This window comes from Halomonas binhaiensis (assembly GCF_008329985.2).
Classification (GTDB): Bacteria; Pseudomonadota; Gammaproteobacteria; order Pseudomonadales; family Halomonadaceae; genus Halomonas; species Halomonas binhaiensis.
In genome coordinates this window covers 3,670,812-3,695,191 of the sequence record NZ_CP038437.2, presented here as the reverse complement: position 1 = coordinate 3,695,191, position 24,380 = coordinate 3,670,812, and the positions used below count along the sequence as shown (strand labels likewise).

The window sequence follows — 24,380 nt, the reverse complement described above, 5'->3', positions numbered from 1 at the left end:
TCCATCACCTGTTTCGCCTGTGGAGGCCCATAATGCAAAAGCTTGAAGAACTCTATGCCGGTAAGGCTAAATCGGTTTACGCCACTGACGACCCTGACCGTCTGATCCTGCACTTCCGTGACGATACCAGCGCTTTCGATGGCCTGCGCATGGAATCCCTGGAGCGCAAGGGGATGGTCAACAACCGTTTCAATGCCTTCATCATGGGCAAGCTGGAAGAAGCGGGTATTCCCACCCATGTAGAGCAGCTGTTGTCCGATACCGAGTGTGTGGTCAAGAAGCTGGACATGATCCCGGTCGAGTGCGTGGTGCGCAATATTGCTGCCGGTGGCCTGGTGAAGCGTCTTGGCGTGGAGGAAGGCCAGGAACTCAATCCGCCGACTTTCGAGCTGTTCCTCAAGAATGACGAGCTTCACGATCCGATGATCAATGAGTCGCTGGCCGTCACTTTCGGCTGGGCGACAGCCGAGCAGTTGGAAGAGATGAAGGCGCTGACCTTCAAGGTCAATGAGGTACTCAAGAAGCTGTTCGCCGATGGCGGCTTGCTGCTGGTGGATTACAAGCTGGAGTTTGGCTTGTTCAAGGGCAGCATCGTTCTCGGTGACGAGTTCTCTCCGGATGGTTGTCGTCTATGGGATGCCGACACTCGTGAAAAGCTGGACAAGGATCGCTTCCGCCAAGGGCTTGGTGGTGTGATCGAAGCTTATGAAGAAGTTGGTCGCCGCATCGGCGTCGATTTCGGCGCCTGAGGTCTTCTGCAGCAGCGGGCCTGAAAGCTTGAGTCCGAGGACTGAGCCCAGAGTTCTGGGTTCATGGATCCAGACTTAACACCCGCCGAGCAGATGAGAGGCTTCGTCTTGAGGTACTGGCATCGCCCTGAACTGCACTGTGGTTCAGGGCGATGGCGTCTTGGGGCGGCTGCGTGTTGCATGCCAACAGCATATTTCTGCACTGCGCTATTCCTGCATAGTACGGCGTTATTCCTGCATAGTACTGCGCTATTCCTGCATGGTACGGCGTGATGCGGGGGCGTGTGCATGTGGCTCGATGGTTTCTACGAGAAAGGTGCTGCCAGCAGATAAGGGGGAAACACGGAACCGCACGTTGACGTCGCGCAGGTAGACCCCGTAATCACGCTCATCTTCATCTTCGGTGCCGCGATATGCCGGGCGGGGGTCTTGCCCCAGTACCTGAATGATCAGACGGCGCAGAGAGTCACCGTCGGCACGTACGGACAGCACAGTCTCTGCTGCACTGGAGAATGCCACAGGGCACAGAGTCGGGGCTTCCGGGGCAAAACCGGTACGTGCCTGGGGGATCGATTCTGCCCATGGCAGGTAGGGTTTGATATCGACCACTGGGGTGCCATCGACCAGGTCGGCTCCGCGCAGGGTCAGCGTGACTCCCTTGTGGGTATCCACATCAAGCAGCTCTACCAGCGACAGGCCGAGACGGTTGGGGCGATGCGTGCTGCGGCTGGCAAAAACCCCCATTCGTGTATTGCCGCCGAGGCGTGGCGGTCGCACAAGGGGTTTCCAATGAGAAGACGGGCTCAGGTGGAAGATGAAGGTCAGCCACAGATGACTGAAGCCTTCCAGGCCACGTACGGCTTGTGGGTCGTTGAAGGGTGGAGCAAGGATAAGGCGGGCGATTGCTTCATCGGCTAGGCCGGGTTGGCGTGGTATGCCAAACTTGTCCGGAAAATCGCTATGAATCCTGCCGATAGCTGTCAGGTTGAAAGTGTCGGTGGGGTCTGAATGATCCATTCGCGGTCTCATGTATTCGACAGGCGTTGCCATCATGTCACACATCAAGCCATGCTCAAATCGCGCCACGATTCAGCCTTCTTCCATGCCTCCGCCTGTTTCCCGAGGTACAGGTCCCATGGCGCGTATCCACTACCGTGAGGCAACGTCAGATGATGCGGCGGACCAGGCAGAGGTGTTTCACCATGCGGTCATGCAGGGCACTAGCCGCCACTACACGATGGCTCAGCGCCAGGCCTGGGCGTCGGCATTATCGCGCGATGCCAGTGTCTGGATGGATCGCCAGTCCCGTTACCGGACTCTGGTAGCGGAATGTGACAGGCGCTGCGTCGGCTTTGTCGAGCTGGATATGGAAAAGGCCAATGTCGAGATGCTGTATGTCTGGCCATCGTTGGCAGGGATGGGTATAGGTCGTTCCCTGTTGGCATTGGCCGAGTGCAACCTGCGTGAAGGCGGGGCCGTGCGCATGACGATTGACGCCAGCCTCGGACTGGCTGAGTACCTGATGCGCCATGGCTGGGACAGCCATGGCGTGGAATGGGTCGAACGTGCTGGAGAACGTCTGCCGCGTCACAACATGAGCAAGAATCTCTCATGAAGTGACGCGCTGCTGAACTGCACTGAAGGAGAGGGTGCGTGTTGCGACTGCTGTCCGCTTACCTGCTCAGGACTCTTCCACCATGCGCATGGAAAGGTCGATGGCCTTTACATCCTTGGTCAGGGCGCCACTGGAGATGCAGTTCACACCGGTTTCGGCAATGGCCCTGAGGGTGGTTTCGTCGACATTGCCGGAGGCCTCCAAAGTGGCGCGGCCGGCTGTGCGCCTGACGGCTTCCCGCATCTCATCCAGGGAGAAGTTGTCAAGCATGATGACATCCGCGCCTGCTTCGAGCGCTTGGTCCAGCTCGTCAAAATTCTCTACCTCGACCTCCACGGTCAGTTCCTTGGCGATGTTGCGTGCTTCCTGGACCGCTGCAGCAATGCCACCGCAAGCGGCGATATGGTTTTCCTTGATCAGGAAGGCATCGAACAGACCAATGCGGTGATTGGTACCGCCTCCGCAGGCAACAGCATACTTCTGGGCCACACGCATGCCGGGCAGGGTCTTGCGAGTGTCCAGCAACTTGACGCCGGTGTCCTGCAGCAGGTCGACGTAGTGACGCGTGCGTGTTGCGGTGGCAGAAAGTGTCTGCAGCAGGTTCAAGGCCGCTCGCTCGCCACTCAACAGGCTGCGTGAAGGGCCTTCCAGCTCAAGGAATGGCTGGTTGGCTTGAATGCGATCGCCATCCGCTGCGTGCCATGTCAGAACTACCCGTGGATCGAGGCGTCGAAATAGTTCATCGACCCAGGCAACACCACACAGAACGGCGGGTTCGCGGCTGATGACCCGGGCTCGGCCCTGGCTCTGCTCGGGAATCAACTGAGCGGTGATGTCCATGGGGCCGACATCCTCTGAGAGCATGCGGGCGGCACTATTGCGAATTTCTTCGGCAAGGGCATCCTGAAAATGCATGGGGCTATGTCCTGCAAGACGTGAAGGCGACATTATAGGGGGTTAACAAATGCCTGTGCGAGCCTCTATGTTGCACACTGCTGGGGTGTCGGCTCCATCTGCACAGTGGTGGCCGGAATTCTCTCATGTTGAAGTCTGTGGCGCGCATGCTGTAACCAGTAAGGAAACGAAGGAGATGGCACCGGCGTGCCGGGGCAAGTCGCTGTCATCATGCATCTGCTGGTGCATTCGCCTTTCTCCAAGGAGTTATTCAATGAAATCCGTTAACGGTTGGCTGGAAGGGGTGCGTTGTGTGCCTTCCCCCAATGTAAACCAGCGCCCCGAGGGAGAAGTATCAGCAGTAGTGCTGCACTCGATCAGCCTGCCGCCAGGCCAGTTTGGTGGTGATGACATAGAGCGCTTGTTTACCAACCGTCTTGATGGCGAGGCCCATCCTTACTTCGCCACCATTGCTGGACTTCAGGTATCTGCTCATCTTCTGATCCTGCGTGATGGAGAATGCGTTCAATTTGCCCCCTTTGAAGCCCGGGCCTGGCATGCAGGACGTTCGCGGTGGTTCGATGGTCGCCGGTGGCGCCGAGAGCTCAATGACTTTTCCATTGGCATTGAACTCGAGGGAGATGAAATTTCGGCCTACAGTGATGCTCAGTACCAGTGTCTGGTCAAGGTGCTCCACACCTTGTTCCTGAGCTATCCGGACATTACCCCTCAGCGTGTCACCAGTCATGCCCGTGTAGCTCCACTACGCAAGACTGATCCAGGTCCAGCATTTGACTGGGCATATTTGCGTCAATGTCTTGCATGCCCTGAGTTAGAGCAATGAATAGCGAATTTGCATATTGCGCGAGGACAATGGCTGTCAAACGTTAGTTTGTTTACAAGTTCTTGTCTGGCGTCGATTTGCTGAGCGATAGAGGCGGCTAAGTTGTTGTGTTGCAGTGCAATATGGCGGTATTGAAAAATATTTCCATGTCTGCTTCAATTGGCAGCCCCAGGTGTTTACGGTATCTTTCTGCCATCGAGTCATCGGAAAGATACGAAAATCTCGTAAAATTACTACATGCCTGACGTTGCGCAGCGGTATGAGAGTCTGATCCTTTCTCCGCTCGCTCATTGGCCTCGATCGCGGGGCAAATGACCCCCACATCGTCATTCGGAGAGACGTTCTATGAGTCTTGGTTCAAGAGAAGACTTCGATCCGGTCGAAACCCAGGAATGGCTGGACGCCCTGGAATCGGTACTGGATCGCGAGGGCGAGGACCGCGCCCGTTACCTGATGACGCGGCTGGCCGACCGCTATCGCCGTGATGGCATGCAGGTTCCCTTCTCGGTTACGACACCGCATCGCAATACTATCCCGGTGCACCGTGAAGCCCCGATGCCGGGCGATCTCTTCATGGAGCGTCGCATCCGTTCACTGATTCGCTACAACGCGATCGCCCAGGTCATTCGCAACAACCGTGCGAATCCTGGACTTGGTGGGCATATCGCGAGCTTCATGTCCTCCGCGACGTTGTACGATGTGGGCTTCAACCACTTCTTCCGTGCTCCGAACGGCGATTTCGAAGGCGATCTGGTGTATATCCAGGGTCACGTGGCTCCTGGCATCTACGCTCGTGCTTTCCTTGAAGGTCGCCTGACCAAGGAGCAGATGGACAAGTACCGTCAGGAAGTCGATGGCGATGGCTTGTCCTCCTATCCGCATCCGTGGCTGATGCCTGATTTCTGGCAGTTCCCGACGGTATCCATGGGGCTGGGACCGATTCAGGCCATCTATCAGGCTCACGTGATGAAGTACCTGCATTCTCGTGAACTGCATGATATGCAGGATCGCAAGATCTGGTGCTTCATGGGCGATGGTGAGTGCGATGAGCCGGAATCTCTGGGCGCCATCCACCTGGCCAGCCGCGAGAAGCTCGATAACCTGATCTTCGTCATCAACTGCAACCTGCAGCGTCTGGATGGTCCGGTACGCGGCAACTCGCGCATCATGGATGAGCTCGAAGGTGTGTTCCGTGGCGCTGGCTGGAACGTGCTCAAGGTCACCTGGGGACGTCTATGGGATCCGCTGTTCGAGAAGGACAAGAAAGGTATCCTGCAGAAGCGCATGGACGAGGCGGTCGACGGCGACTACCAGAACTACAAGGCCAATGGCGGCGCGTACACTCGCGAGCATTTCTTCGGCAAGTACCCGGAGACTGCTGAGCTGGTCAAGGACATGTCCGACGAGGACATCTGGAAGCTTAACCGTGGTGGCCACGATCCGTTCAAGGTCTACGCGGCCTATCATGAGGCAACGACCAATGCCAATGGCCGTCCGACCGTAATTCTGGCGCATACCGTCAAGGGCTACGGTATGGGTGGTGGCGATGGTGAGGCCGCCAACGAAGCGCACCAGGTCAAGACTATGGAATACGAAGCGCTCAGGCGCTTCCGCGATCGCTTCGGCATCCCGATTTCCGATGAGCAGCTCAAGGATGTGCCGTACTACAAGCCGGAGGATGATTCCCCGGAAATGAAGTACATGCACCTCCAGCGCGAGCGTCTGGGTGGCTATCTGCCGCAGCGCCGTAGCGACTTCGAGGCACTGGAAATTCCGCCTCTCGACGACAAGACCTTCGCTTCCCAGACCAGCGGCTCGAAGGGTCGTGAGATTTCCACCACCATGGCCTTTGTGCGTGTCCTCAACGGCCTGGTGAAGGACAAGAAGATCGGCAAGCAGGTGGTTCCGATCATCCCGGACGAGGCGCGTACCTTCGGTATGGAAGGCATGTTCCGCCAGTTGGGTATCTACACCTCCGAAGGCCAGAAGTACGAACCCGTCGACAAAGGCCAGATCATGTTCTACCGCGAGGACCAGAAGGGTCAGATCCTCGAGGAAGGCATCACCGAAGCGGGCGCCATGTCCGCCTGGATGGCGGCGGCGACATCGTACGCGAACAACAACTGCACACTGTTGCCGTTCTACATCTACTACTCGATGTTCGGCTTCCAGCGTATCGGTGACCTGGCCTGGGCGGCAGGTGATCTGCAGGCGCGCGGTTTCCTGGTCGGCGGTACTGCCGGTCGTACCACGCTGAATGGCGAAGGTCTGCAACACCAGGATGGCCACAGTCTGCTGCAGGCGGCAATGATTCCGAACTGCCGTACCTACGATCCGACCTATGCCCATGAGGTTGCTGTCATCGTGCAGGATGGTCTGAAGCGCATGTTCTCCGACAAGGAAAACTGCTTCTACTACCTGACAGTGATGAACGAGAACTACGAGCATCCTGAGCTGGAGAATATCCCTGCCGAGGATATCATCAAGGGCATGTACCTGCTCCGCGAAACCGAAGGCAAGAATGGCCACGTCCAGCTGCTGGGCTCCGGCACCATTCTGCGTGAGGTCGAGGCTGCCGCTGTTATGCTGGCCGAGGAGTGGGGCGTCGGTTCCGATATCTGGAGCGTCACCAGCTTCAACGAGCTGCGCCGTGAGGCTCTGGGGTTGGATCGTCAGGCCTTCATCAACCCTGAAGCTGAGCCTGGCAAGCCGCACGTTACCAAGTGTCTGGAAGGACGCAAGGGACCGGCCATCGCTTCTACGGATTACATGAAGCTGTATGCTGACCAGGTGCGTGCATGGGTGCCGACTGATTACCACGTGCTGGGTACCGATGGCTATGGTCGCTCCGATACCCGCGAGAAGCTGCGTGCGTTCTTCGAAGTGGATCGTTACTACGTCACCGTGGCAGCGCTCAAGGCGTTGGCCGATCGTGGCGAGATAGATCGCAAGGTCGTGGCCGAAGCCCTCAAGAAGTACGCTATCGATCCGAACAAGCCGAACCCGCTTGAGGTGTGAGGCGCCGAGATCCCGTGGCATGGCGAGCCCCCGAGGGCTCGCCCCCGTCAAGAGTTTGAAGGAGCGCGACCTTGAGTAGCGAAATCATCAAAGTTCCCGACATCGGTGGTGATACCGATGTGGAAGTCATCGAAGTCGCGGTGTCAGTTGGCGATGTCATCGCCCCGGAAGACACCCTGATCACCCTGGAGTCCGACAAGGCCAGCATGGACGTGCCTGCGCCCAAGGGCGGCAAGGTCGTCAAGGTGCTGATCTCCGAAGGCGACAAGGTTTCCGAAGGTGATGACATCGTCGAGCTGGAAGTCGAAGGCGCGACTGCTGAATCACAATCCCAGGCCGAGCCGGAACCTGCAGCGGCTCCTGCCGCTCCAGCTGCCGAGCCTGCGCCGGCTCCTGCCGAAGCAGCTCCGGTTGCTAGTCAGACTGTCGAGATTCGCGTGCCTGACCTGGGCGGCTCCAGCGATGTGGAAATCATCGAGGTACCGGTCAGTGTGGGCGACGAGGTCGGGGCGGAAGATACCCTGATCACTCTGGAGTCCGACAAGGCCTCCATGGATGTCCCTAGTCCCCATGCCGGCAAGCTGATCAGTCTGGCAATCAAGGAAGGCGATACGGTTTCCGAGGGCGATCTGATCGGCAGCATGGAAGTCAGTGGTGGCGCAGCGGCTGAATCAGCACCTGCGTCGGCTCCTGAAGCGGCTGCCCCTGCTGCTCCGGCAGAGGCGCCGGCGGCCGAGGAAGAGGTCGAGGAAGTTGCTGGCGGCCGCCAGGAAATCCGGGTGCCGGATCTGTCCGGCTCCAGCGATGTACCGATCATCGAGATGGCTGTCGCCGTTGGCGATGAAGTCGATGTCGAAGACGCCCTGATCACTTTGGAGTCCGACAAGGCTTCCATGGATGTACCGAGCCCCTTCAAGGGCAAGGTGGTCGAGCTGTCCGTCAAGGAAGGTGACACGGTTTCCGAAGGCGATCTGATCGGTTATATCGAAGTCGCTGGGAGTGTCGTGAAGAAGTCCGCGGCACCTCAGCAGGCAGCGGCACCTCAGCAGGCAGCAGCACCTCAACAGGCCGCGGCTCAAGCGGTTGCACCGGCACCTGCCGAAGCGACCGGTAAGCCGAGCAAGAATGTCCATGCAGGTCCCGCCGTTCGCATGCTGGCTCGCGAGCTTGGTGTCGACCTCAGTCTGGTCACTCCGACAGGTCCCAAGGGCCGGGTGATCAAGGATGACGTGCAGAACTACGTCAAACAGGTGATGTCTGGTGCAGCCAAGCCTGCTGCAGCTGCGGCAAGTGGTGGTAACGGCATCCCGCCGATTCCTGACCAGGACTTCAGCCAGTTCGGTGAAGTAGAAGAGAAGCCCATGGGCCGCCTGCTCAAGATGGGCGCGATGAACCTGCATCGCAGTTGGGTCAACATCCCCCATGTGACGCAATTCGATGAAGCTGACATCACCGAGCTGGAAGCCTTCCGCAAGTCGATGAAGGCCGAGGCAGAAGCCCAGGGCGCCAAGCTGACACCGCTGCCGTTCATGATCAAGGCTTGTGCCTATGCACTGCAGAAGTATCCGCAGTTCAACGTCAGCCTCAAGGCCGACGGCGAGACCATGGTGCACAAGAAGTACATCCACATCGGTATCGCAGTGGATACCCCGGATGGCTTGATGGTGCCGGTGATCCGCAATGCGGATCAAAAGTCGCTGATCGACCTGGCCAAGGAGTCTGTGGAGCTGGCCAAGAAGGCACAGACCAAGAAGCTCAAGCGCGAAGAGATGACGGGTGGTTGTTTCACCATCTCCAGCCTGGGCTCTATCGGCGGTACGGCGTTCACACCGATCGTCAATCCGCCGGAGGTGGGTATCCTCGGGGTATCCAAGGCTTCCATGAAGCCGGTATGGGATGGTACAGCCTTCCAGCCGCGCCTGATGATGCCGCTGTGCCTGTCCTACGATCACCGTGCGGTCAATGGCGCCGACGCAGCGCGCTTTACCACTCTGCTGGGACAACTGCTGGGCGATGTCCGTCGTCTGTTGCTGTGATACCTCGAGTGGCTAGCCGATTGCTGTTCGGGCAATAGCTGTAGAAGCGGCGCCGCAAGGCGCCGTTTCTATTTGTTGCCTTATGGCCCGGTCTTGCTGGCAGCCCTGTCTGATGCCTTGTTTGGTACCAGACAGGACTTGAGATATGCAGTCGGGACCAAAGTGCAATATTTTTTATAACTGTATGATATTAATGTGATTGGGAAATATTTGGTGGTGGTCACAGCGCTTCGTTGGTTGTGTCGGCCCCCTGGCCCGGGTATCGTTCGCCAAATCTCATTTCTTCATTGACTCATTTCTGTCATTCATATTTCTGACATTCATAGGAGTAACACTAATGCGTTTGATCCTGTTGGGCGCCCCTGGTGCCGGCAAGGGTACCCAAGCCAAGTTCATCTGCGAACGTTACGGTATTCCCCAGATTTCTACCGGGGATATGCTGCGCGCCGCAGTCAAGGAAGGTTCTGAGCTGGGTCTGCAGGTCAAGGAAATCATGACCACTGGTGGGCTGGTGTCCGATGACATCATCATTGCCCTGGTCAAGGAGCGCATTGCTCAGCCGGATTGTGCCAAGGGCTTCCTGTTCGATGGTTTTCCGCGCACGATTCCACAGGCCGACGCCATGAAGGATGGCGGAGTGAAGATTGATCATGTGCTGGAGATTGCCGTGGATGATGAGGAAATCGTCAGCCGTATGGCAGGGCGTCGTTGCCACCCGGCTTCCGGTCGCGTCTATCATGTCGAGCACAATCCGCCGAAGGAAGATGGCAAGGATGATGTCACTGGTGAGGCACTGATCCAGCGCGAAGACGACCAGGAAAGTACTGTACGTCATCGTCTGTCGGTATATCACGAGCAGACCGAACCGCTTGTCGGCTACTACAAGGACTGGGCGGCAAAGGATCAGGCCAATGCACCGAGCTACCATCGTGTGGAAGGCGTCGGCAGTGTCGAGGCTATCACACAGCAGGTGCTGAACGCTCTGGAAGGCTGAGGCACAGACGAGTGTTCTAGCCTCAATTGTGTCCTCATCTGGCCCGCCCTGGCGGGCCAGAGTCATTTATAATGCGCCCACATTTGATTTTCTGGGGTTTCCGACATGTCCCTGATTCTGGCTATGGATGCTTCCTCCAGCGCCTGTTCCGCCGCATTGCTGCGTCGCCAGAATGGCGATGACGAGATCATCTCGCGTTTCGAGCTGACACCACGAGAGCATACTCGCAAGCTGATGCCGATGATTGATGAAGTCCTGGCTGAGGCAGGGGTCAAGGCATCCGAACTGGATGCTGTGTGCTATGGACGTGGGCCGGGCTCATTCACCGGATTGCGTATTGCGGCAGGAGTTGCCCAGGGGCTGGCTTATGGACTGGGACGCCCGTTGATTGGTGTCTCTACCTTGCAGGCGCTTGCCCTGGGTGGTTTCCTGCGCCATCAGTATCGCTATCTGTTCACTGCGCTGGATGCACGCATGAACGAGGTTTATGCCGCGGCGTGGCATATTCGTGAAAACCGCCCTGTGGCGTTGATGGAAGAGGCTGTGTTGCCGCCAGAGCGGCTGAAATTCCCCAAGGGACATGACGACCACGACTGGGTCGGGCTGGGCTCTGGGTGGTCGCTGTGGGATGCCATGCCGGCAGAGGTACAGGCAGGGCTGGGGTTGTGTCTAACGGATGTCGATCCTGCTGCTGCCGATATGGCGGTGCTGGCTGCGGATGCTTTCGACGCGGGTGACATTCAGTGCCCCCACGATGTCCAACCGGTCTATCTGCGTGATCAGGTGGCCTGGAAGAAAGCACGATGAGAGTTGCTCTGGGTGAGGGGCTGGGAGAGCTGGCCCAGCGTTTTTCCATTGATCCTGATCCTCAGGCTGGCTTGAGCCTGGCGCGTGACGCTGAAGGGCGCCTGGTGCTGGGAGGCGATAGCAAGGTCTATGGCAACCCGTTATGGGTCGACTTCGTTGCTGGACGTTCTGCGCACCGACGTCGTTTTGGCGGCGGACGGGGGCAATTGGTGGCTCGGGCCTGCGGCCTGGCCAAGGGAGTGACTCCTTCGGTTGTCGATGCCACTGCTGGGTTGGGGCGTGATGCTTTCGTGCTGGCTACGTTAGGGGCGGAGGTGCTGATGATCGAGCGCGTAGCAGCCATTGCTGCCTTGCTCGAAGACGGTTTGATGCGGGCAGCCACTGATCCAGAGATAGCCGAGATCGTTGCTCGCATGCAACTGAGGCATGGTGACAGCACGCAACACCTGTCAGCCTTGGTCGAAGCCAGTGGTTTCGCGCCTCAGGTCATCCATCTGGACCCCATGTTCCCTCACCGCGACAAGTCCGCGCTGGTGAAGAAGGAAATGCGCCTGTTTCGAGAGCTGGCCGGGACGGATGATGATGCCCCTCGGTTGCTCGAAGCTGCACTGGATGTCGCGACACATCGGGTAGTGGTCAAGCGTCCGCGCAAGGCGCCTCCCATCGACGGGCCTGAACCTCGTCACCAGCTGGAAGAGAAGACCAGTCGATATGATATCTACGTGCATCAGTCACTGACGGGTGTTTGATCCGCCGAATTGCCAGCATCTCCTCCATGGTGGATCAGCGCCAGGCGCTGACGTAATGCCGGGTCCAGCAGGTATGCAACTCGCTGTGTTGTTTCACGCAGGTGTTCGTCGAACATCAAGCGCTCTTCTGCCATCCATACCCAGCCTTCCTTGACCAGGCTGTCGACCAGCCCTTCGAACAGGCGTGCGTCAAAGAACTCCGGCGCTTCGCGCCCGGTCAGTACCGCCAGGCGCTCGGCGAGTCCCCGGGCACGTTCACACAACTCATCACGCTTCAGGGTGCCGGGTGTTGCTTCCAGCAACACTTCCAGCAGCAGGGTATTGCGTTCCAGAGATGGCTGGATCATGCCGCCAAGCAGGTGCAGGGACTCCCGTTCCTGCAGGCCATCCATCGGCATGTATCCCGCCACGCTTTCATCGACGAGCTCAAGCTCGACCAGCGTATTGAGAATGCCGGCAATCTGAGCGCGCAGATCATTGCCTGTCGACACCGACAGTTCCCGGGCCAGTATCGGCCACAGCGGTGCCAGCAAGGTTTCCAGGTCATCAAGCCGGTACCAGCCACCGTCGTGGGAAGTGTCGTTGGACAAGGCAAATGCCACCAGGGCTGGCAAGGCAAACAGGTGCAGCACATTGTTCCGGTACCATCCCAGCAGAGCAGCCTGTTGGGCATTGGCTGTGACAATGTCCCCCAGTGTCTGACGTCGCTGTTCGATCATGTCCAGCTGCATGACATGCTCGATCCACTCTGCTGCTGAGCCTTCCGGCAAGGTTGAACCGGGGGTCAGAAGGGCCATGGCCTTCAGAATGTCGAGCTGGCTGCGTAGCGTCGAGACTTCCAGAGCACGATGCGGTGTGGCCAGCAATGCCAGGCCGACCAGGTTGACGGGGTTGAGTGCCGCTACGGCATTGATCCGCTTGATGATGGTGTCACCTAGCGTCGGTATGGCTTGCTTGAACCAGTCGGCCTTGTCATCGGCAGATGGGGGAGGAATATCGCGCCAGCCAGGATGGCTGTCGTCGAGGAATGTGGCGATGTCCAGCGGCTCTCCGATATTGACGGATACACGTCCATAAGGCTCGCGCAGGCGACCAAGCGTTCTGATCAGGGCCAGTGGCGTTTCCTTGCGCTTGCGGCCTCCACCCAGCTCACGTTGGTAGCTGGCATTCTCCAGGATACGCTCATAACCGATATAGATGGGTACGAAGACCATCGGTTGAGCGTGCTCCTGCTGGCTACGCAGAAAGGAGCGCAGCGTCATGGCTAGCATGCCGGGGCGAGGGGGAAGCATGCGTCCACTGCGTGAGCGCCCACCCTCGATGAAGTATTCCATAGGGTAGCCTCGCGCAAGGAGGCGGTGCAGGTACTCGGTGAATACTGCGCCGTACAGGCGGTTGTCACGAAAGCTGCGACGCAGGAAGAAGGCGCCACCACGGCGTAGCAGCGGGCCTACCAGCGGCATATCGAGATTACGTCCTGCTGCGATATGCGGTGGCATCAGGCCATCCCGATAGAGCACGTAGGAGAGCAGCAGGTAATCGATATGGCTGCGGTGACAGGGCACATAGATCAAGGTGTGGTCTCCGGCCAGTGCCTTGACCTTGTCCAATCCGGTTACCTCGACGCCGTCGTACAGACGATTCCACAGTCTACGTAATATGCCGGCAAGAAAGCGCAGAACGGGATAGGTCATGCTGGATGCGATTTCATTGCCATAGCGTGCGGCACGTCGCTTGAGCCGAGAGAGATCGGTACGACGTGAGCCATTGCCTGCTGCATGAGTCTCGGCAATCGCCTGATGCACGGCAGGGCTGGATATCACACCTTGAATCAGGGTGCGGCGGTGGGACAGGTCAGGTCCCAGCACGCGGGTCTTGACGCGGCGAAAGTGGACCCTCAGCAAACGTGCCACCTTGCGGTGGGTTCGAGCGGGATCCAACGTGCCAGCGTCATTCTTGCTCAGTTCCGTGAGCCTCAATGGCGCTCCCCACTGAATTTCCACATCGCGACCATTGACCAGTACGGAAAGTGCACGGCGCAGGCGTCCGGTGAGCTGCCAGCTATCAGCGGCAAGTAGCTGCCAGAAACCGAAATTCTTGCCCGGAGCCCTGCCCCAGAACACACTGACAGGTACCAGCTGGACATCGATGCCTCTTTCGATCAGTTCCGCGAAAGGGGCTTCTGCGGCCTTGCTTCCGGGCCACCAGCGCGAACGCGGTGCAGGCAATGCCATGCAGCACGGTACACTGAGATTATCCAGCTCTAGTCTACCCTTGGCTGGCGGAAGGTGATGCTGGCGGGTGAATGCTTCCAGCAGCAGCGCATCGCTCAGCGCAGGGCGTGGCAGCACATAGATGGTGGGCAATGTGGCATCGAGGCCGAGTGCTTGCGGAGCGGGTTCGGAGAGACGCACTTCCGTCCATGCCGCTAACAGGTGGCGTAGTGGAGACCGTAGCGGATGGAAAAGTGAAGTGCGAATCAGGTCAAGCATAAGAGTCCATCCGTGGAAGCAGTCTGAACAGGCATCAAGTGTCGCCAGTATAGCGGTCGTAAGTGACCTCGGCAGCATCAGGGAAACACTGCTGATTTATTCAGCGATTTCTTAGGAACACATGAGCGGCTGATCAGTAAAAGGAGCCGACGGCATGAGAACCCGGAGGGAGAGAGGGGTTTGGCAGGAAGGGAATGACGTCACGTTGCTGCCGGAGGCAAGGCGCTTCATGCCTGCGTTGCTGGAAGCCGTGGAAGGGGCTAGGGAAAGCCTGCTGATCGAACTGTATCTGATGGAGTCCGGTGTGCTGGCCAACCGTGTGATTGACGCTTTGGTCTCGGCCTCTCATCGTGGCGTCGATGTTTATCTGGTGCTGGATGGCTTCGGTTCCATGGGGCTGTCCGCGGCCGACAGGCAGCGTCTCACTGATAATGGAGTGTGGTTGCGTGACTTCAATCCTCTGGGTTGGAATCTCACGCGTAATATCAGCCGTGATCATCGTAAGCTGGTGGTAGTGGATCAGCGTATTGCCTTCACCGGAGGGTTCGGTGCAGTGGATGCGTTTCTCAATTCCTGGTTCGAAGTCGCGATACGTATCGAAGGACCCGTGGTTGCGGATTGGGTGAGGTTGTTCCTGAAGGTCTGGGAGTCACCGCTGACGCGAGGAGGAGAGCAGGCGCCACGGATAACTCCGCGGCCATCTTCCCCGGGGTCGGTTAGCGGGGTGCGAGGGAGAGTCATCTGGGGGCAGGGCTATCGCTTTCAGGCCATCCGCTATTCCTTGCTGGTGCGAAGTTCTTCTGCCAAACGCCGCCTGTGGCTATGCACACCATACTTCGCTCCGACCCGCAGCCTGCGCCGGCGCTTGCGAAGCGCTGCCAGAAGGGGGGGTGATGTGCGCCTGTTGCTGCCAGGGCAGAGCCATGACCACCCTGGCATTCGTTATGCCAGCCAGCGTTTCTTCACGGGACTCTTGCGAGCGGGAGTACGTATCTATGAATATCAGCCATGCTTCATTCACGCCAAGTTTGTGTTGGCCGATGACTGGGTCAGCCTTGGTTCCTGCAACTTCGATCACTGGAGCCTGCACTGGAACCTGGAGGCCAACCAGGAGATCGAGAGCGTTCTTCTCGCTGCCGAGGTGCAGCAATTGTTCGAGCAAAAATTTCAGGTGAGTCAGGAAATCACCCTGGAGGAGTGGATGCGCAGACCTCGGTGGATGCGCATCCGGACCATGGTGTTCGGGATATTGGATGGGTTGCTGACGCGACTTCGCTGACCGCTTATCGAGGAAGGTGTGGGAGCAGCTTGATCAGCGCTTCTTGCCCTTAGGACCCTGTTTGCCTTTGTGCGAATTGCCTTTCTTTCCCGACGGACGCTTGGGGCGTGGCTTGGGCTTGGGGGTATCCGGTGGAACACGAAAGTGCAGGTAGAGATCGAGTACCAGCTCAGGTAGCTGGGCCACCAGGCTTTCCAGGCGCGCGGCATCGCTGGACAGATCAGCCATGTCTGGCTCATCGGCGAAGATCCCGGACAGCGCCATGAACGGCAGCAACAGGGTTGCGACGCTTTCTTCATCGCCTTCGAACCAGGCAGGCTCATCGAGAAAGACCCCTTCCATGAAACCGGCACACCAGTCGCCAATGGGGGTTTCCTCTGGGGCGATGCCATCCAGGGTCAGTTCGAAGGGCAGCTCAGGCAACCCACCGCCTTCCAGGACATCGATAGCGTTGGACTTGAGCTGCTCGAGCAGGCCCAGTACGGTTTCGCGCTCCTGCTCGTCCTGGAATTCCGGTGTGCCATGGAACAGCTCCGCGACCCAGGCACTGGCAGGGACTTCCCGCGGCGCTACTGCCAGAGCGGCGAGGAAACCATGGGCGCCGATCAGATCCAGGGCATCGGGGCCTGCACTTTCTTCAAGAAAATCATCCAGTAAATCCAGGGCTTCGTCCTCCAGCAAGGGCTGGGGAAGCGGCGTTTCAGCGTCAGACATGGGGTGCTCGTTTAGCTATCACATAGAACACAAAGGCGAGGGCAGCTTTAGAGCCCTTTACCACCTGGCTATGAGGCGGCATTCTAGCACTCTCCAGAATGTCACGCTGTGTCCTGTTGTGACCATGTCAAAACTTGTCCCCGTGTTGCCTGACGTCGATGCTGCTGTTCTGCAGGCATTGGACCGTGAAGGCTTGAAACAGGCCGTGCTGATGCGTGTCGATGAGGCCTTGGCACTGTGTCGTAGCATTCACCCTGCACTGCCTGCGCCTGAGGTGTGGTTCGATCTGCGTGGCAAGAGTGCAGGGCAAGCCCATTTCGGGCGCAAGGGGCTGCGCTTCAATGTTCCTTTGCTCGAAGACAACCGAGTTGCCTTCCTGACGGAAGTCGTGCCGCATGAGATGGCCCACTGGATGGTGTGGCACCTGGAAAATGGGCCATTGTTTCGTCCTCATGGGCGTGAATGGCAGACGGTCATGGTGCGGCTTTTTGGCCTGCCGCCCAATGTCACTCACTGTTTTGATACTGCTCGTTCCAGCCCTGCCCCTTATCGATACCGATGCGATTGTCGCGAGCATCATTTCTCCGCGCAGCGCCATGCCAATGCCCGGGCCGGGCGTGAGTACTGCTGCAAAATTTGCCGCTCAAGGTTACAGTTTTGTCCGGAACCAGGGCTGAAAAAAGCAAAAAGACAATAACTAAAGTGTTGTTATAAAAAAGAAAATTAGTCATACCAATGTCTAGGGGAATCCTGCCGAATGCAACGTTATGCTGGCAGGCAGCTTTATGGTGCCGGTCGGGAGGGCAATGGCGGCTGGCTCGTTCATATTAATAAGATATCCAAGGACAGTAACCATGAGTGAACAAGTGCACGTCCATCCGGTTCCTGAAGAGTTCGCCCAAAATGCCTGGGCGAACAAGGAGACCTATCACGAGCTCTATCGCCAGTCCGTGGAGAATCCCGAGGCATTCTGGAAGGAACAGGCCAAGCGCCTGGACTGGATCAAGGCGCCTACCAAGATCAAGAACACCTCCTTTGCCAGCGACAATGTCGACATTCGCTGGTTTGAAGATGGCACGCTCAATGTCAGTGCCAATTGCCTGGATCGTCACCTGGCGCAGCGTGGCGACCAGACCGCGATCATCTGGGAAGGTGATGATCCGAATGAGTCAGTGCACATCACTTACCGTCAGCTCTATGAGCGCACCTGCCAACTGGCCAATGCGCTGAAGGGCCTGGGCGTGAAGAAGGGTGACACCGTCACTCTCTACATGCCGATGATTCCTGAGGCGGCCGCAGCCATGCTCGCCTGTGCCCGCATTGGCGCTGTCCATTCAGTGGTATTCGGTGGCTTTTCCCCTGATGCTCTGGCTCAGCGCGTCAAGGATGCCGCCTCCCGGGTGGTCATCACTGCCGACGAATCCGTGCGCGGTGGCAAGCAGGTACCGTTGAAGGATAACGTCGATGCGGCCCTGACCCGCGAAGGTACAGATGTTGTCGAGAAGGTGCTGGTGGTCAAGCGTACCGGCGGCGATATCGCCTGGAAGGAAGGTCGTGATGTGTGGTACCACGACCTGGTCGATGGCCAGGACAAGGAGTGCCCGGCTGAGGAGATGGGAGCAGAGGACTCTCTGTTCATCCTCTACACTTCGGGTTCCACTGGCACTCCCAAGGGGCTGGAGCATACCACGGGGGGCTATCTGACCTATGCCAGCATGACCCATCAGTACGTATTCGACTATCACGATGGTGAGGTCTATTGGTGTACCGCTGATGTGGGCTGGGTAACGGGGCATAGCTATATCGTCTATGGTCCGTTGGCCAATGGGGCGATCACGCTGATGTTCGAAGGGGTGCCAAGCTACCCAACCCATGGCCGGATGGGGGAAATCGTCGATAAGCACAAGGTCAACATCCTGTATACCGCTCCAACTGCCGTGCGTGCACTGATGGCCCATGGCGATGATGTCATGGCTTCCAGCAAGCGCGACAGTCTGCGCCTGCTGGGTTCCGTGGGGGAACCCATCAACCCTGAAGCCTGGGAGTGGTACTACCGAGTCATTGGCAACAGCAAGTGTCCGGTAGTGGATACCTGGTGGCAGACGGAGACCGGCGGCATCATGATCGCTCCTCTGCCTGGTGCCATTGACCTGAAGCCAGGATCGGCAACCCTGCCTGTGTTCGGCGTACAGCCTGCCCTGGTCGACAATGAAGGCAAGGTGCTGGAGGGGGCTACCGAAGGCAATCTGGTGCTGCTCGATTCCTGGCCCGGCCAGGCCCGCTCCATCTGGCAGAATCATGAGCGCTTCGTGCAGACTTACTTCTCCACCTATGAAGGTAGCTACTTCACCGGTGACGGCTGCCGTCGTGACGAGGATGGCTATTACTGGATCACTGGCCGCGTGGATGATGTGCTCAATGTCTCCGGTCACCGTATGGGAACTGCCGAGATCGAATCGTCCCTGGTGGCGCACGCAGCTGTCGCCGAGGCCGCAGTGGTAGGCTTCCCTCACGATATCAAAGGCCAGGGTATCTACATCTATGTCACGTTGAATGATGATGTAGAGCCTACGGAGGAGCTGCGCAAGGAACTGGTCCAATGGGTACGCAAGGACATCGGACCTATTGCATCTCCAGACCATATCCAATGGGCTCCGGGTCTGCCCAAGACGCGTTCTGGCAAGATCATGCGCCGTATCCTGCGCAAGATCGCTGCCAATGAGTGTGATGGACTGGGAGATACCAGCACGTTGGCAGATCCGGCCGTGGTGGATGATCTGATCGCCCACCGTGCCAACAGTTAAATCTGATTGCCTGACACGACAACGCCGGCCAAATGGTCGGCGTTGTCGTATCCGTTGACCATTGCCGTTGATCATGTTGCCTGGCTGAGTGTGGAGACTCAGCAAAAGGTAGTGTAAAGATGTAGTGTAAAGATAGAGTATTGACCTCATACCGACCGCATGGTCTTGGGCAACTACCCAGCATGGGGTAACATGCTGTACAAACAAGCGTCTTGCGTGACAGCGTGCTGGCCTAATAGCGCTGTTTCGGAATCGGAGGAATATCCATGGCCTTTGCCCAGAAATTCATCGTTGCCGATGACCATCCGCTGTTCCGTGCAGCCTTGACTCAGGCGCTACGCCAGCTGGCGCCGCAAGCCGAGATTGTCGAGGCAGACACGATGGAGGCGACCACTGAGGTCGTCACGCGTCATCCGGATGCAGACCTGATTCTGCTTGACCTGCACATGCCGGGTGCTCATGGTTTTTCCGGCTTGATCCAATTGCGTGGCCAGACGCCGGATATTCCGGTTGCCGTCGTCTCTGGCAGTGATGAAGTCCATGTTGTACGCCGAGCCATCGATTATGGTGCCTCGGGGTTCATTCCCAAGTCCTCGTCTCTGGCACTGATTGCTGAAGCCGTGGGTGAAATCCTCGAAGGGGAAGTCTGGCTCCCTGAAGAAATGGCCGAAGCCCTCGGCGAAGTCGATGAGGAAGAGGCCCGCTTTGCTGAGGCCATTGCCTCTCTTACTCCTCAGCAGTTCCGTGTGCTCAACATGCTGACGGAAGGACTGCTCAACAAGCAGATTGCCTATGAGCTGAATGTGTCGGAGGCAACCATCAAGGCGCATGTAACGGCCATTCTGCGCAAGCTCGGCGTCCATTCTCGCACGCAGGCGGTCATCGCAGCCCAGCGTCTGGAAGTCGAGCCCCCCAAGGTTGAATCCTGAGCTGCGAGTTGGCTCGAACCCTTGTGTATTTCATTGCCGCATCACCCCGCCAACAGGCGGGGTGATGCGTTTCAGGGTGATCGCTCATAGGGACTGAGTCTACACTGGAGGAATGATCAACTGGTCGTCCTCGCCCATCAGGAAGGCCTGGTTGAGTTCCAGCGCCTCGCGCAGGAAATCCCATAGCAAGCGTACCCGGGTCAGCTGGCGCTGTTCCTGGCGAGCGGTAATCCAGAACTGGCGTACGATGTCTACTTCCTGCTCCAGTAACGCCGATAGTGACTTCCGTTCAGCTGCCATGAAACAAGGCAGTATACCGAGTCCTGTCCCGCTCAAGGTCGCTGTGAACTGCGTCGTCACGCTGGTACTGCGCAGGGCGAAATGAGGCTGTTCATCGCCCTGGATCTCCGTTGCCAATAAGGGGTCCAAGTAATTGAGCTGGTCACTGAACAGCAAATCATCGACATAACCGACCAGGCGGTGCCGGGCCAATTGATCCAGATGCTGAGGCAAGCCGTAGCGCCTGGCATAAGTGTCACTGGCATATAGCCTGAGTCGATACCGACACAAGCTGGCAACCACCATTCCAGGATTGCTGGGGCGCTCGATGGTAATGGCGAGATCGGCCTCGTGGCGACTCAGACTGACAACGCGCGGCAGGGTCAGCAGGTCAAGGGTGACGCCTGGATGACGTTGACAGAATGCCGAGAGCAGTGGGGCGATGACCCAGGTACCGAAACCTTCAGTGACACCGAGCCGAATCTGGCCATCCAGGCGCAGGTTCTGGTCACTCAGGCTCTCGACAGCGTCGCTGGCATGGCGCGCCATCTGCTCGGCATGAGCACGCAATTGTGCACCAGCCTCTGTCAGGCGATAGCCATGAGTGCTGCGTTCGAACAACTGAGTATTGAGCTTTTGCTCGAAGCGCCGAGTGCGCCGCGACAGTGTGGAGTGGTCCAGTCCCAGTCGCCGGGCAGCATCTGCAAGCCTGGGGTGGCGTGTGACCTCGAGAAATATCTGCAGATCCTGCCAGTCGAGCAAGGGGCTGTCCTCCTGGGGGCATGGAAAGGGTGTTGTTGTGCATTTATGCACAATCAATGTGCCTGCATGCTGATTGTTTGACCATCCGACCTGTGGCTATCTTTCTATCAAAGGCATTGGCTATCAAAGACATTGGTTGAGGCATTTCGGCAAACGACCCTCTACAGCTGCCTCTGTGCAACGTATTGCTATAACGACATGCCTCTATAAAGACATGTATCTATAAAGATAAATAGGAGTACGCTCATGTCCATTCGTGAAATTTCCATGCTTATCGACGGTGAACCCGTCGCATCCCAGAGCGGTAACTGGCGCGATGTGGTCAATCCTGCTACCCAGGAAGTGGTGGCCAGGGTGCCTTTCTGTACGCTGGAGGAAGTCGACCGAGCCGTGGCCAGTGCCAAGACCGCCTTTGCTTCCTGGCGCAAGACTCCCCTGAGCAAGCGCATGCGCATCATGCTCAAGTTTCAGGCGTTGATGCGTGAGCATACCGCCGAGCTGGCTGCATTGATCACCGAGGAACACGGAAAGACGCTACCTGATGCCGAAGGCGAGGTGGGGCGTGGCCTCGAGGTTGTCGAACACGCCTGTTCCATTACGTCACTGCAGTTGGGTGAAGTCGCGGAAAATGCGGCGAACGAAGTGGACGTCTATACGCTTAACCAGCCGCTAGGCGTGGGAGCGGGGATCACGGCGTTCAATTTTCCTGTCATGCTGCCTTGCTTCATGTTTCCGCTGGCCATTGCGACCGGCAATACCTTTGTGCTGAAACCTTCCGAGCAGGATCCGAGCTCATCCATGCGTCTGGCGCAACTGGCACTCGAGGCTGGCGTCCCAGCGGGGGTGTTGAATGTGGTGCACGGAGGCCCGGAAGTTGCCAATCGGCTATGCGAACACCCGGATATCAAGGCCATGTCCTTCATTGGTTCCACGGCGGTGGGTACACAGCTGTATCGTCGTGCCAGTGATGCCGGCAAGCGTGCACAGGCGATGATGGGGGCAAAGAACCATTGCGTCATCATGCCTGATGCCAACCGCAGCCAAGCCATCAATAATCTGCTGGGCTCGGCTTTTGGTGCCGCGGGTCAGCGTTGCATGGCGAATTCAGTCGTGGTCCTGGTGGGGGAAGCCCGTCAGTGGCTGGATGACATTGCCGAAGGGGCTCGCAACATGAAGGTAGGGCCCGGCAGCGAGCGCTCAGCGGACCTGGGGCCATTGGTTTCCCCGGCAGCCAAGGCCCGAGTGGAGGAGTTGATTGCCAGCGGTGAACAGGAGGGAGCACGTTTGCTGGTCGATGGCCGAGGCGTGACGGTAGCAGGATATCCTGACGGCAATTTCATTGGGCCGACGCTATTTGCCGGTGTGAAGGCTGAAATGCGCATCTATCATGAGGAGATCTTCGGCCCGGTACTGTGCGTGGTAGAGGTCGATACTCTGGATGATGCAATTGCCTTCATCAATGCCAATCCCAATGGCAATGGTACTTCCATCTTCACTAATTCCGGTTGGGTGGCACGCCGCTTCGAATGTGATGTTGATGTCGGGCAGGTGGGGATCAATGTCCCGATTCCAGTACCCGTGGCCTACTTCAGCTTTACGGGGTCACGAGGCTCGAAGCTGGGCGACCTGGGGCCCAACGGCAAGCAGGCAATTTCCTTCTGGACCCAGACCAAGACAGTCACCTCGCGCTGGTTTGAGCCGGAAAATGTATCCAGTGGCATCAATAGCACGATTTCGCTTGGCTAGATGCCTGCTGAAGGCTTGCTGACGTGCCAAAGGCCCGCCTCTGTTTGTTGCAGAAGGCGGGCCTTTTACCATGCTCTACTGAGGCTCTACATAAATCTACGATCTACTGACACCCTATAAGCTCTGCCGCAGCCATGATGCTTATCGGTAGTCCTGTAGACGCGGTATCCATTACTGGATCATTGATTTCAGCAGGTCGTTAAGTCCGCCGCTCTTGGCTGGCATGGCGAACAGTGATGTGTCGGGAGTGGTGGATGACAAGGATGCCACCTGGAACTTGTCTCCGAAGCGCAGGATGCCCAGGCCCCGTTCACGCAGCATGGCGGCCACAGGGTCGGCATGACCTGTCAGGTTGGTCTGATAGCGGTCGAACATGGTCAATAGCTCCTGCGCTTCAGGCGCATCGCTCAATACCAGTTGATCCTGACGGTTTTCTCCTTCCTGAGTTACCCAGTCCAGGCGATAGACCTGGCCCTGGATACCCGCGACGACTTCACTTGCACCAGTGGGGCTCAGCGCGGATACGCTTCGGGCCTGGTAACTGCTCAGGCTGGCAGCCTTGTCGGAACCAAGCTGTCCTGCAAGAGCCTGTGCATCGCGAATATCCAGAGCCAGGGGCTGGCCTGAAATATTAGTGACCAGGTAACCATTATTGCCTTGCATCAGGAGGTAACCCTTTGATGCATGTCGGGGAAAATCGACCCGCATCTGGTCTCCGGCCCAGCGTACTTCGACAGCGCTGGAAGGGTCGCCCTTGCCATCAATCAGTGACGCCTGGCCATCGGCCAGAGCAGATAAGGGAATGCACATCAGCAGGGCGGATATGACGCGGCGCATAGAATACATACTCCTTTACAGGCATGGACTTATGGCTTCGATCACATAAGTCATGCTTAGTTTCCTGGTCAATGTGCTTGTTGCCGGGAAAAGAATAGAAAGCGTGCACGACGATTCCCAGCGCTCCAGGCAAAGCCAGAGCGCTGGGAAGGGAAACTGGGTAGTGGATGTCGTTGAGGAACGTGGATCAGGAGGTCGAGAGTTGTCCCTCGTCAATGATACGACGGATGGAGCGCAGCTCGTCGTAGCTGAAGTGTTCCAGACGTCCAGACAGAAGGTCGCTCATCTTCTGCATGGGAAGGCCTGCACGGCGGGCGATCTCACGGCTACCAAGATCCGATACTGCGATGAGCCGTGTCACGATGCGCATCAGGCGTGTGCGCTGTTCTAAGTCCCTTACATCATCCTTTACATCGCTTCTGGTATCGATGTCAGGGCATCGTCGAGGAGGAGGTTCGTTGTTATCGGCTTCTCGAGACGAGGAATGTGCGGTACTCATGATGCTCCATTGTGTAGGGGTGACACGTACAGCATGCAACCTTTAAACGAGTTTCGCTAGTCCTCCGTAGTATCGATGGCGCAGATAGGCAGGAATGTGCTACGCGGTGCTGAGCATTGTTCTGGTTTCTTCATAGGGATCTCGCTAGATATCACCGATGACTCGATTCATTGGCTTTGCTGACTAATATGGTCTGAAGTGTGATCTAGACCATTTAGATTTTGCGGTTCAAAAAGGTATCCAAGGTATTGCTCTCGATATCTTGTGTGATATTTTCGACGATAAGCTAATAAAAACAACGGTCGTATCCTGCCTTCAGCGTGCGGCCTTAAA

General features: G+C 57.6%; 20 protein-coding genes. 13 read left to right on the top strand and 7 right to left on the bottom strand.

Annotated features, from left to right (window positions below):
• The first annotated feature begins 32 nt into the window (after positions 1 to 32).
• On the top strand, positions 33 to 749 hold the full coding sequence (purC, locus tag E4T21_RS16160; protein ID WP_149286026.1) for a phosphoribosylaminoimidazolesuccinocarboxamide synthase: 717 nt from the start codon (positions 33 to 35) through the stop codon (positions 747 to 749).
• A 249-nt stretch (positions 750 to 998) separates the two neighbouring features.
• Here purC and tsaA read toward each other — a convergent pair whose 3' ends face one another.
• Positions 999 to 1,766: a tRNA (N6-threonylcarbamoyladenosine(37)-N6)-methyltransferase TrmO gene (gene tsaA, locus E4T21_RS16155; protein WP_149286025.1), complete on the bottom strand. Its 768-nt coding sequence runs from the start codon at positions 1,764 to 1,766 to the stop codon at positions 999 to 1,001.
• Positions 1,767 to 1,800: 34 nt separating this feature from the next.
• On the opposite strand from tsaA, the gene E4T21_RS16150 reads away from it, so the two are divergent.
• Positions 1,801 to 2,364, top strand: coding sequence for a GNAT family N-acetyltransferase (locus tag E4T21_RS16150; protein ID WP_338036101.1), 564 nt, complete (start codon positions 1,801 to 1,803; stop codon positions 2,362 to 2,364).
• Between the two features lie 66 nt (positions 2,365 to 2,430).
• Here E4T21_RS16150 and nadC read toward each other — a convergent pair whose 3' ends face one another.
• Positions 2,431 to 3,279, bottom strand: coding sequence for a carboxylating nicotinate-nucleotide diphosphorylase (gene nadC, locus E4T21_RS16145; RefSeq protein ID WP_149286024.1), 849 nt, complete (start codon positions 3,277 to 3,279; stop codon positions 2,431 to 2,433).
• Positions 3,280 to 3,532: 253 nt separating this feature from the next.
• On the opposite strand from nadC, the gene ampD reads away from it, so the two are divergent.
• The 6 genes from ampD to E4T21_RS16115 all read left to right on the top strand — a co-directional run bounded on the left by ampD (position 3,533) and on the right by E4T21_RS16115 (position 11,706).
• Complete coding sequence (ampD, locus tag E4T21_RS16140) at positions 3,533 to 4,102, top strand: 1,6-anhydro-N-acetylmuramyl-L-alanine amidase AmpD (RefSeq protein ID WP_149286023.1); 570 nt, start codon at positions 3,533 to 3,535, stop codon at positions 4,100 to 4,102.
• Between the two features lie 345 nt (positions 4,103 to 4,447).
• On the top strand, positions 4,448 to 7,120 hold the full coding sequence (aceE, locus tag E4T21_RS16135) for a pyruvate dehydrogenase (acetyl-transferring), homodimeric type (protein ID WP_149286022.1): 2,673 nt from the start codon (positions 4,448 to 4,450) through the stop codon (positions 7,118 to 7,120).
• A gap of 71 nt (positions 7,121 to 7,191) precedes the next feature.
• A complete protein-coding gene (gene aceF, locus E4T21_RS16130) occupies positions 7,192 to 9,156 on the top strand; it encodes a pyruvate dehydrogenase complex dihydrolipoyllysine-residue acetyltransferase (protein ID WP_149286021.1) in 1,965 nt (654 codons plus the stop codon).
• A gap of 337 nt (positions 9,157 to 9,493) precedes the next feature.
• Positions 9,494 to 10,150 carry an adenylate kinase gene (gene adk / locus E4T21_RS16125; RefSeq protein WP_149286020.1) on the top strand — a complete coding sequence of 219 codons (657 nt, stop codon included), beginning with the start codon at positions 9,494 to 9,496 and terminating at the stop codon, positions 10,148 to 10,150.
• 105 nt (positions 10,151 to 10,255) lie between these two features.
• Positions 10,256 to 10,957, top strand: a complete 702-nt coding sequence (tsaB, locus tag E4T21_RS16120; RefSeq protein ID WP_149286019.1) for a tRNA (adenosine(37)-N6)-threonylcarbamoyltransferase complex dimerization subunit type 1 TsaB — start codon at positions 10,256 to 10,258, stop codon at positions 10,955 to 10,957.
• Positions 10,954 to 11,706 carry a class I SAM-dependent methyltransferase gene (locus E4T21_RS16115; protein ID WP_149286018.1) on the top strand — a complete coding sequence of 251 codons (753 nt, stop codon included), beginning with the start codon at positions 10,954 to 10,956 and terminating at the stop codon, positions 11,704 to 11,706. The genes tsaB and E4T21_RS16115 overlap by 4 nt, the downstream gene beginning before the upstream one ends.
• Here the strand turns inward: E4T21_RS16115 and plsB are convergent.
• Positions 11,685 to 14,198: a glycerol-3-phosphate 1-O-acyltransferase PlsB gene (gene plsB, locus E4T21_RS16110; protein WP_149286017.1), complete on the bottom strand. Its 2,514-nt coding sequence runs from the start codon at positions 14,196 to 14,198 to the stop codon at positions 11,685 to 11,687. The two genes, E4T21_RS16115 and plsB, sit on opposite strands and share 22 nt — an antisense overlap.
• 154 nt (positions 14,199 to 14,352) lie before the next feature.
• Between plsB and E4T21_RS16105 the strand changes: the two genes are divergently transcribed.
• Positions 14,353 to 15,477, top strand: coding sequence for a phospholipase D-like domain-containing protein (locus E4T21_RS16105; protein WP_149286016.1), 1,125 nt, complete (start codon positions 14,353 to 14,355; stop codon positions 15,475 to 15,477).
• 33 nt (positions 15,478 to 15,510) lie between these two features.
• Here the strand turns inward: E4T21_RS16105 and E4T21_RS16100 are convergent, their stop codons facing one another.
• The gene (locus E4T21_RS16100) at positions 15,511 to 16,191 is read right to left on the bottom strand and encodes a YecA/YgfB family protein (protein WP_149286015.1); all 681 of its coding nucleotides are present in this window, start codon (positions 16,189 to 16,191) and stop codon (positions 15,511 to 15,513) included.
• Positions 16,192 to 16,315: 124 nt separating this feature from the next.
• Between E4T21_RS16100 and E4T21_RS16095 the strand changes: the two genes are divergently transcribed.
• From E4T21_RS16095 to E4T21_RS16085, 3 genes are all read left to right on the top strand, one after another.
• Positions 16,316 to 16,888 (top strand): SprT family zinc-dependent metalloprotease, encoded by a 573-nt coding sequence (locus tag E4T21_RS16095; protein ID WP_149286014.1) that lies wholly within the window; start codon positions 16,316 to 16,318, stop codon positions 16,886 to 16,888.
• A 157-nt stretch (positions 16,889 to 17,045) separates the two neighbouring features.
• Positions 17,046 to 18,995, top strand: a complete 1,950-nt coding sequence (acs, locus tag E4T21_RS16090; RefSeq protein WP_149286013.1) for an acetate--CoA ligase — start codon at positions 17,046 to 17,048, stop codon at positions 18,993 to 18,995.
• A 266-nt stretch (positions 18,996 to 19,261) separates the two neighbouring features.
• The gene (locus E4T21_RS16085) at positions 19,262 to 19,924 is read left to right on the top strand and encodes a response regulator (RefSeq protein ID WP_149286012.1); all 663 of its coding nucleotides are present in this window, start codon (positions 19,262 to 19,264) and stop codon (positions 19,922 to 19,924) included.
• Between the two features lie 99 nt (positions 19,925 to 20,023).
• On the opposite strand, the gene E4T21_RS16080 is transcribed toward E4T21_RS16085, so the two are convergent.
• Positions 20,024 to 20,965 (bottom strand): LysR family transcriptional regulator, encoded by a 942-nt coding sequence (locus E4T21_RS16080; protein WP_149286011.1) that lies wholly within the window; start codon positions 20,963 to 20,965, stop codon positions 20,024 to 20,026.
• A 246-nt stretch (positions 20,966 to 21,211) separates the two neighbouring features.
• On the opposite strand from E4T21_RS16080, the gene E4T21_RS16075 reads away from it, so the two are divergent.
• Positions 21,212 to 22,711: a CoA-acylating methylmalonate-semialdehyde dehydrogenase gene (locus E4T21_RS16075; protein ID WP_149286010.1), complete on the top strand. Its 1,500-nt coding sequence runs from the start codon at positions 21,212 to 21,214 to the stop codon at positions 22,709 to 22,711.
• 171 nt (positions 22,712 to 22,882) lie between these two features.
• Here E4T21_RS16075 and E4T21_RS16070 read toward each other — a convergent pair whose 3' ends face one another.
• On the bottom strand, positions 22,883 to 23,548 hold the full coding sequence (locus E4T21_RS16070; protein ID WP_149286009.1) for a hypothetical protein: 666 nt from the start codon (positions 23,546 to 23,548) through the stop codon (positions 22,883 to 22,885).
• A 187-nt stretch (positions 23,549 to 23,735) separates the two neighbouring features.
• A complete protein-coding gene (locus E4T21_RS16065; RefSeq protein ID WP_149286008.1) occupies positions 23,736 to 24,047 on the bottom strand; it encodes an XRE family transcriptional regulator in 312 nt (103 codons plus the stop codon).
• Positions 24,048 to 24,380 lie beyond the last annotated feature (333 nt).

Excerpts from the sequence above, each read along its gene's own strand:
- purC (WP_149286026.1), top strand. The coding sequence starts at position 33 with ATGCAAAAGCTTGAAGAACTCTATGCCGGTAAGGCTAAATCGGTTTAC.
- tsaA (WP_149286025.1), bottom strand. The coding sequence starts at position 1,766 with ATGGATCATTCAGACCCCACCGACACTTTCAACCTGACAGCTATCGGC.
- E4T21_RS16150 (WP_338036101.1), top strand. The coding sequence starts at position 1,801 with ATGTCACACATCAAGCCATGCTCAAATCGCGCCACGATTCAGCCTTCT.
- nadC (WP_149286024.1), bottom strand. The coding sequence starts at position 3,279 with ATGCATTTTCAGGATGCCCTTGCCGAAGAAATTCGCAATAGTGCCGCC.
- ampD (WP_149286023.1), top strand. The coding sequence starts at position 3,533 with ATGAAATCCGTTAACGGTTGGCTGGAAGGGGTGCGTTGTGTGCCTTCC.
- aceE (WP_149286022.1), top strand. The coding sequence starts at position 4,448 with ATGAGTCTTGGTTCAAGAGAAGACTTCGATCCGGTCGAAACCCAGGAA.
- adk (WP_149286020.1), top strand. The coding sequence starts at position 9,494 with ATGCGTTTGATCCTGTTGGGCGCCCCTGGTGCCGGCAAGGGTACCCAA.
- tsaB (WP_149286019.1), top strand. The coding sequence starts at position 10,256 with ATGTCCCTGATTCTGGCTATGGATGCTTCCTCCAGCGCCTGTTCCGCC.
- E4T21_RS16115 (WP_149286018.1), top strand. The coding sequence starts at position 10,954 with ATGAGAGTTGCTCTGGGTGAGGGGCTGGGAGAGCTGGCCCAGCGTTTT.
- plsB (WP_149286017.1), bottom strand. The coding sequence starts at position 14,198 with ATGCTTGACCTGATTCGCACTTCACTTTTCCATCCGCTACGGTCTCCA.
- E4T21_RS16105 (WP_149286016.1), top strand. The coding sequence starts at position 14,353 with ATGAGAACCCGGAGGGAGAGAGGGGTTTGGCAGGAAGGGAATGACGTC.
- E4T21_RS16100 (WP_149286015.1), bottom strand. The coding sequence starts at position 16,191 with ATGTCTGACGCTGAAACGCCGCTTCCCCAGCCCTTGCTGGAGGACGAA.
- E4T21_RS16095 (WP_149286014.1), top strand. The coding sequence starts at position 16,316 with ATGTCAAAACTTGTCCCCGTGTTGCCTGACGTCGATGCTGCTGTTCTG.
- acs (WP_149286013.1), top strand. The coding sequence starts at position 17,046 with ATGAGTGAACAAGTGCACGTCCATCCGGTTCCTGAAGAGTTCGCCCAA.
- E4T21_RS16085 (WP_149286012.1), top strand. The coding sequence starts at position 19,262 with ATGGCCTTTGCCCAGAAATTCATCGTTGCCGATGACCATCCGCTGTTC.
- E4T21_RS16075 (WP_149286010.1), top strand. The coding sequence starts at position 21,212 with ATGTCCATTCGTGAAATTTCCATGCTTATCGACGGTGAACCCGTCGCA.
- E4T21_RS16070 (WP_149286009.1), bottom strand. The coding sequence starts at position 23,548 with ATGCGCCGCGTCATATCCGCCCTGCTGATGTGCATTCCCTTATCTGCT.
- E4T21_RS16065 (WP_149286008.1), bottom strand. The coding sequence starts at position 24,047 with ATGAGTACCGCACATTCCTCGTCTCGAGAAGCCGATAACAACGAACCT.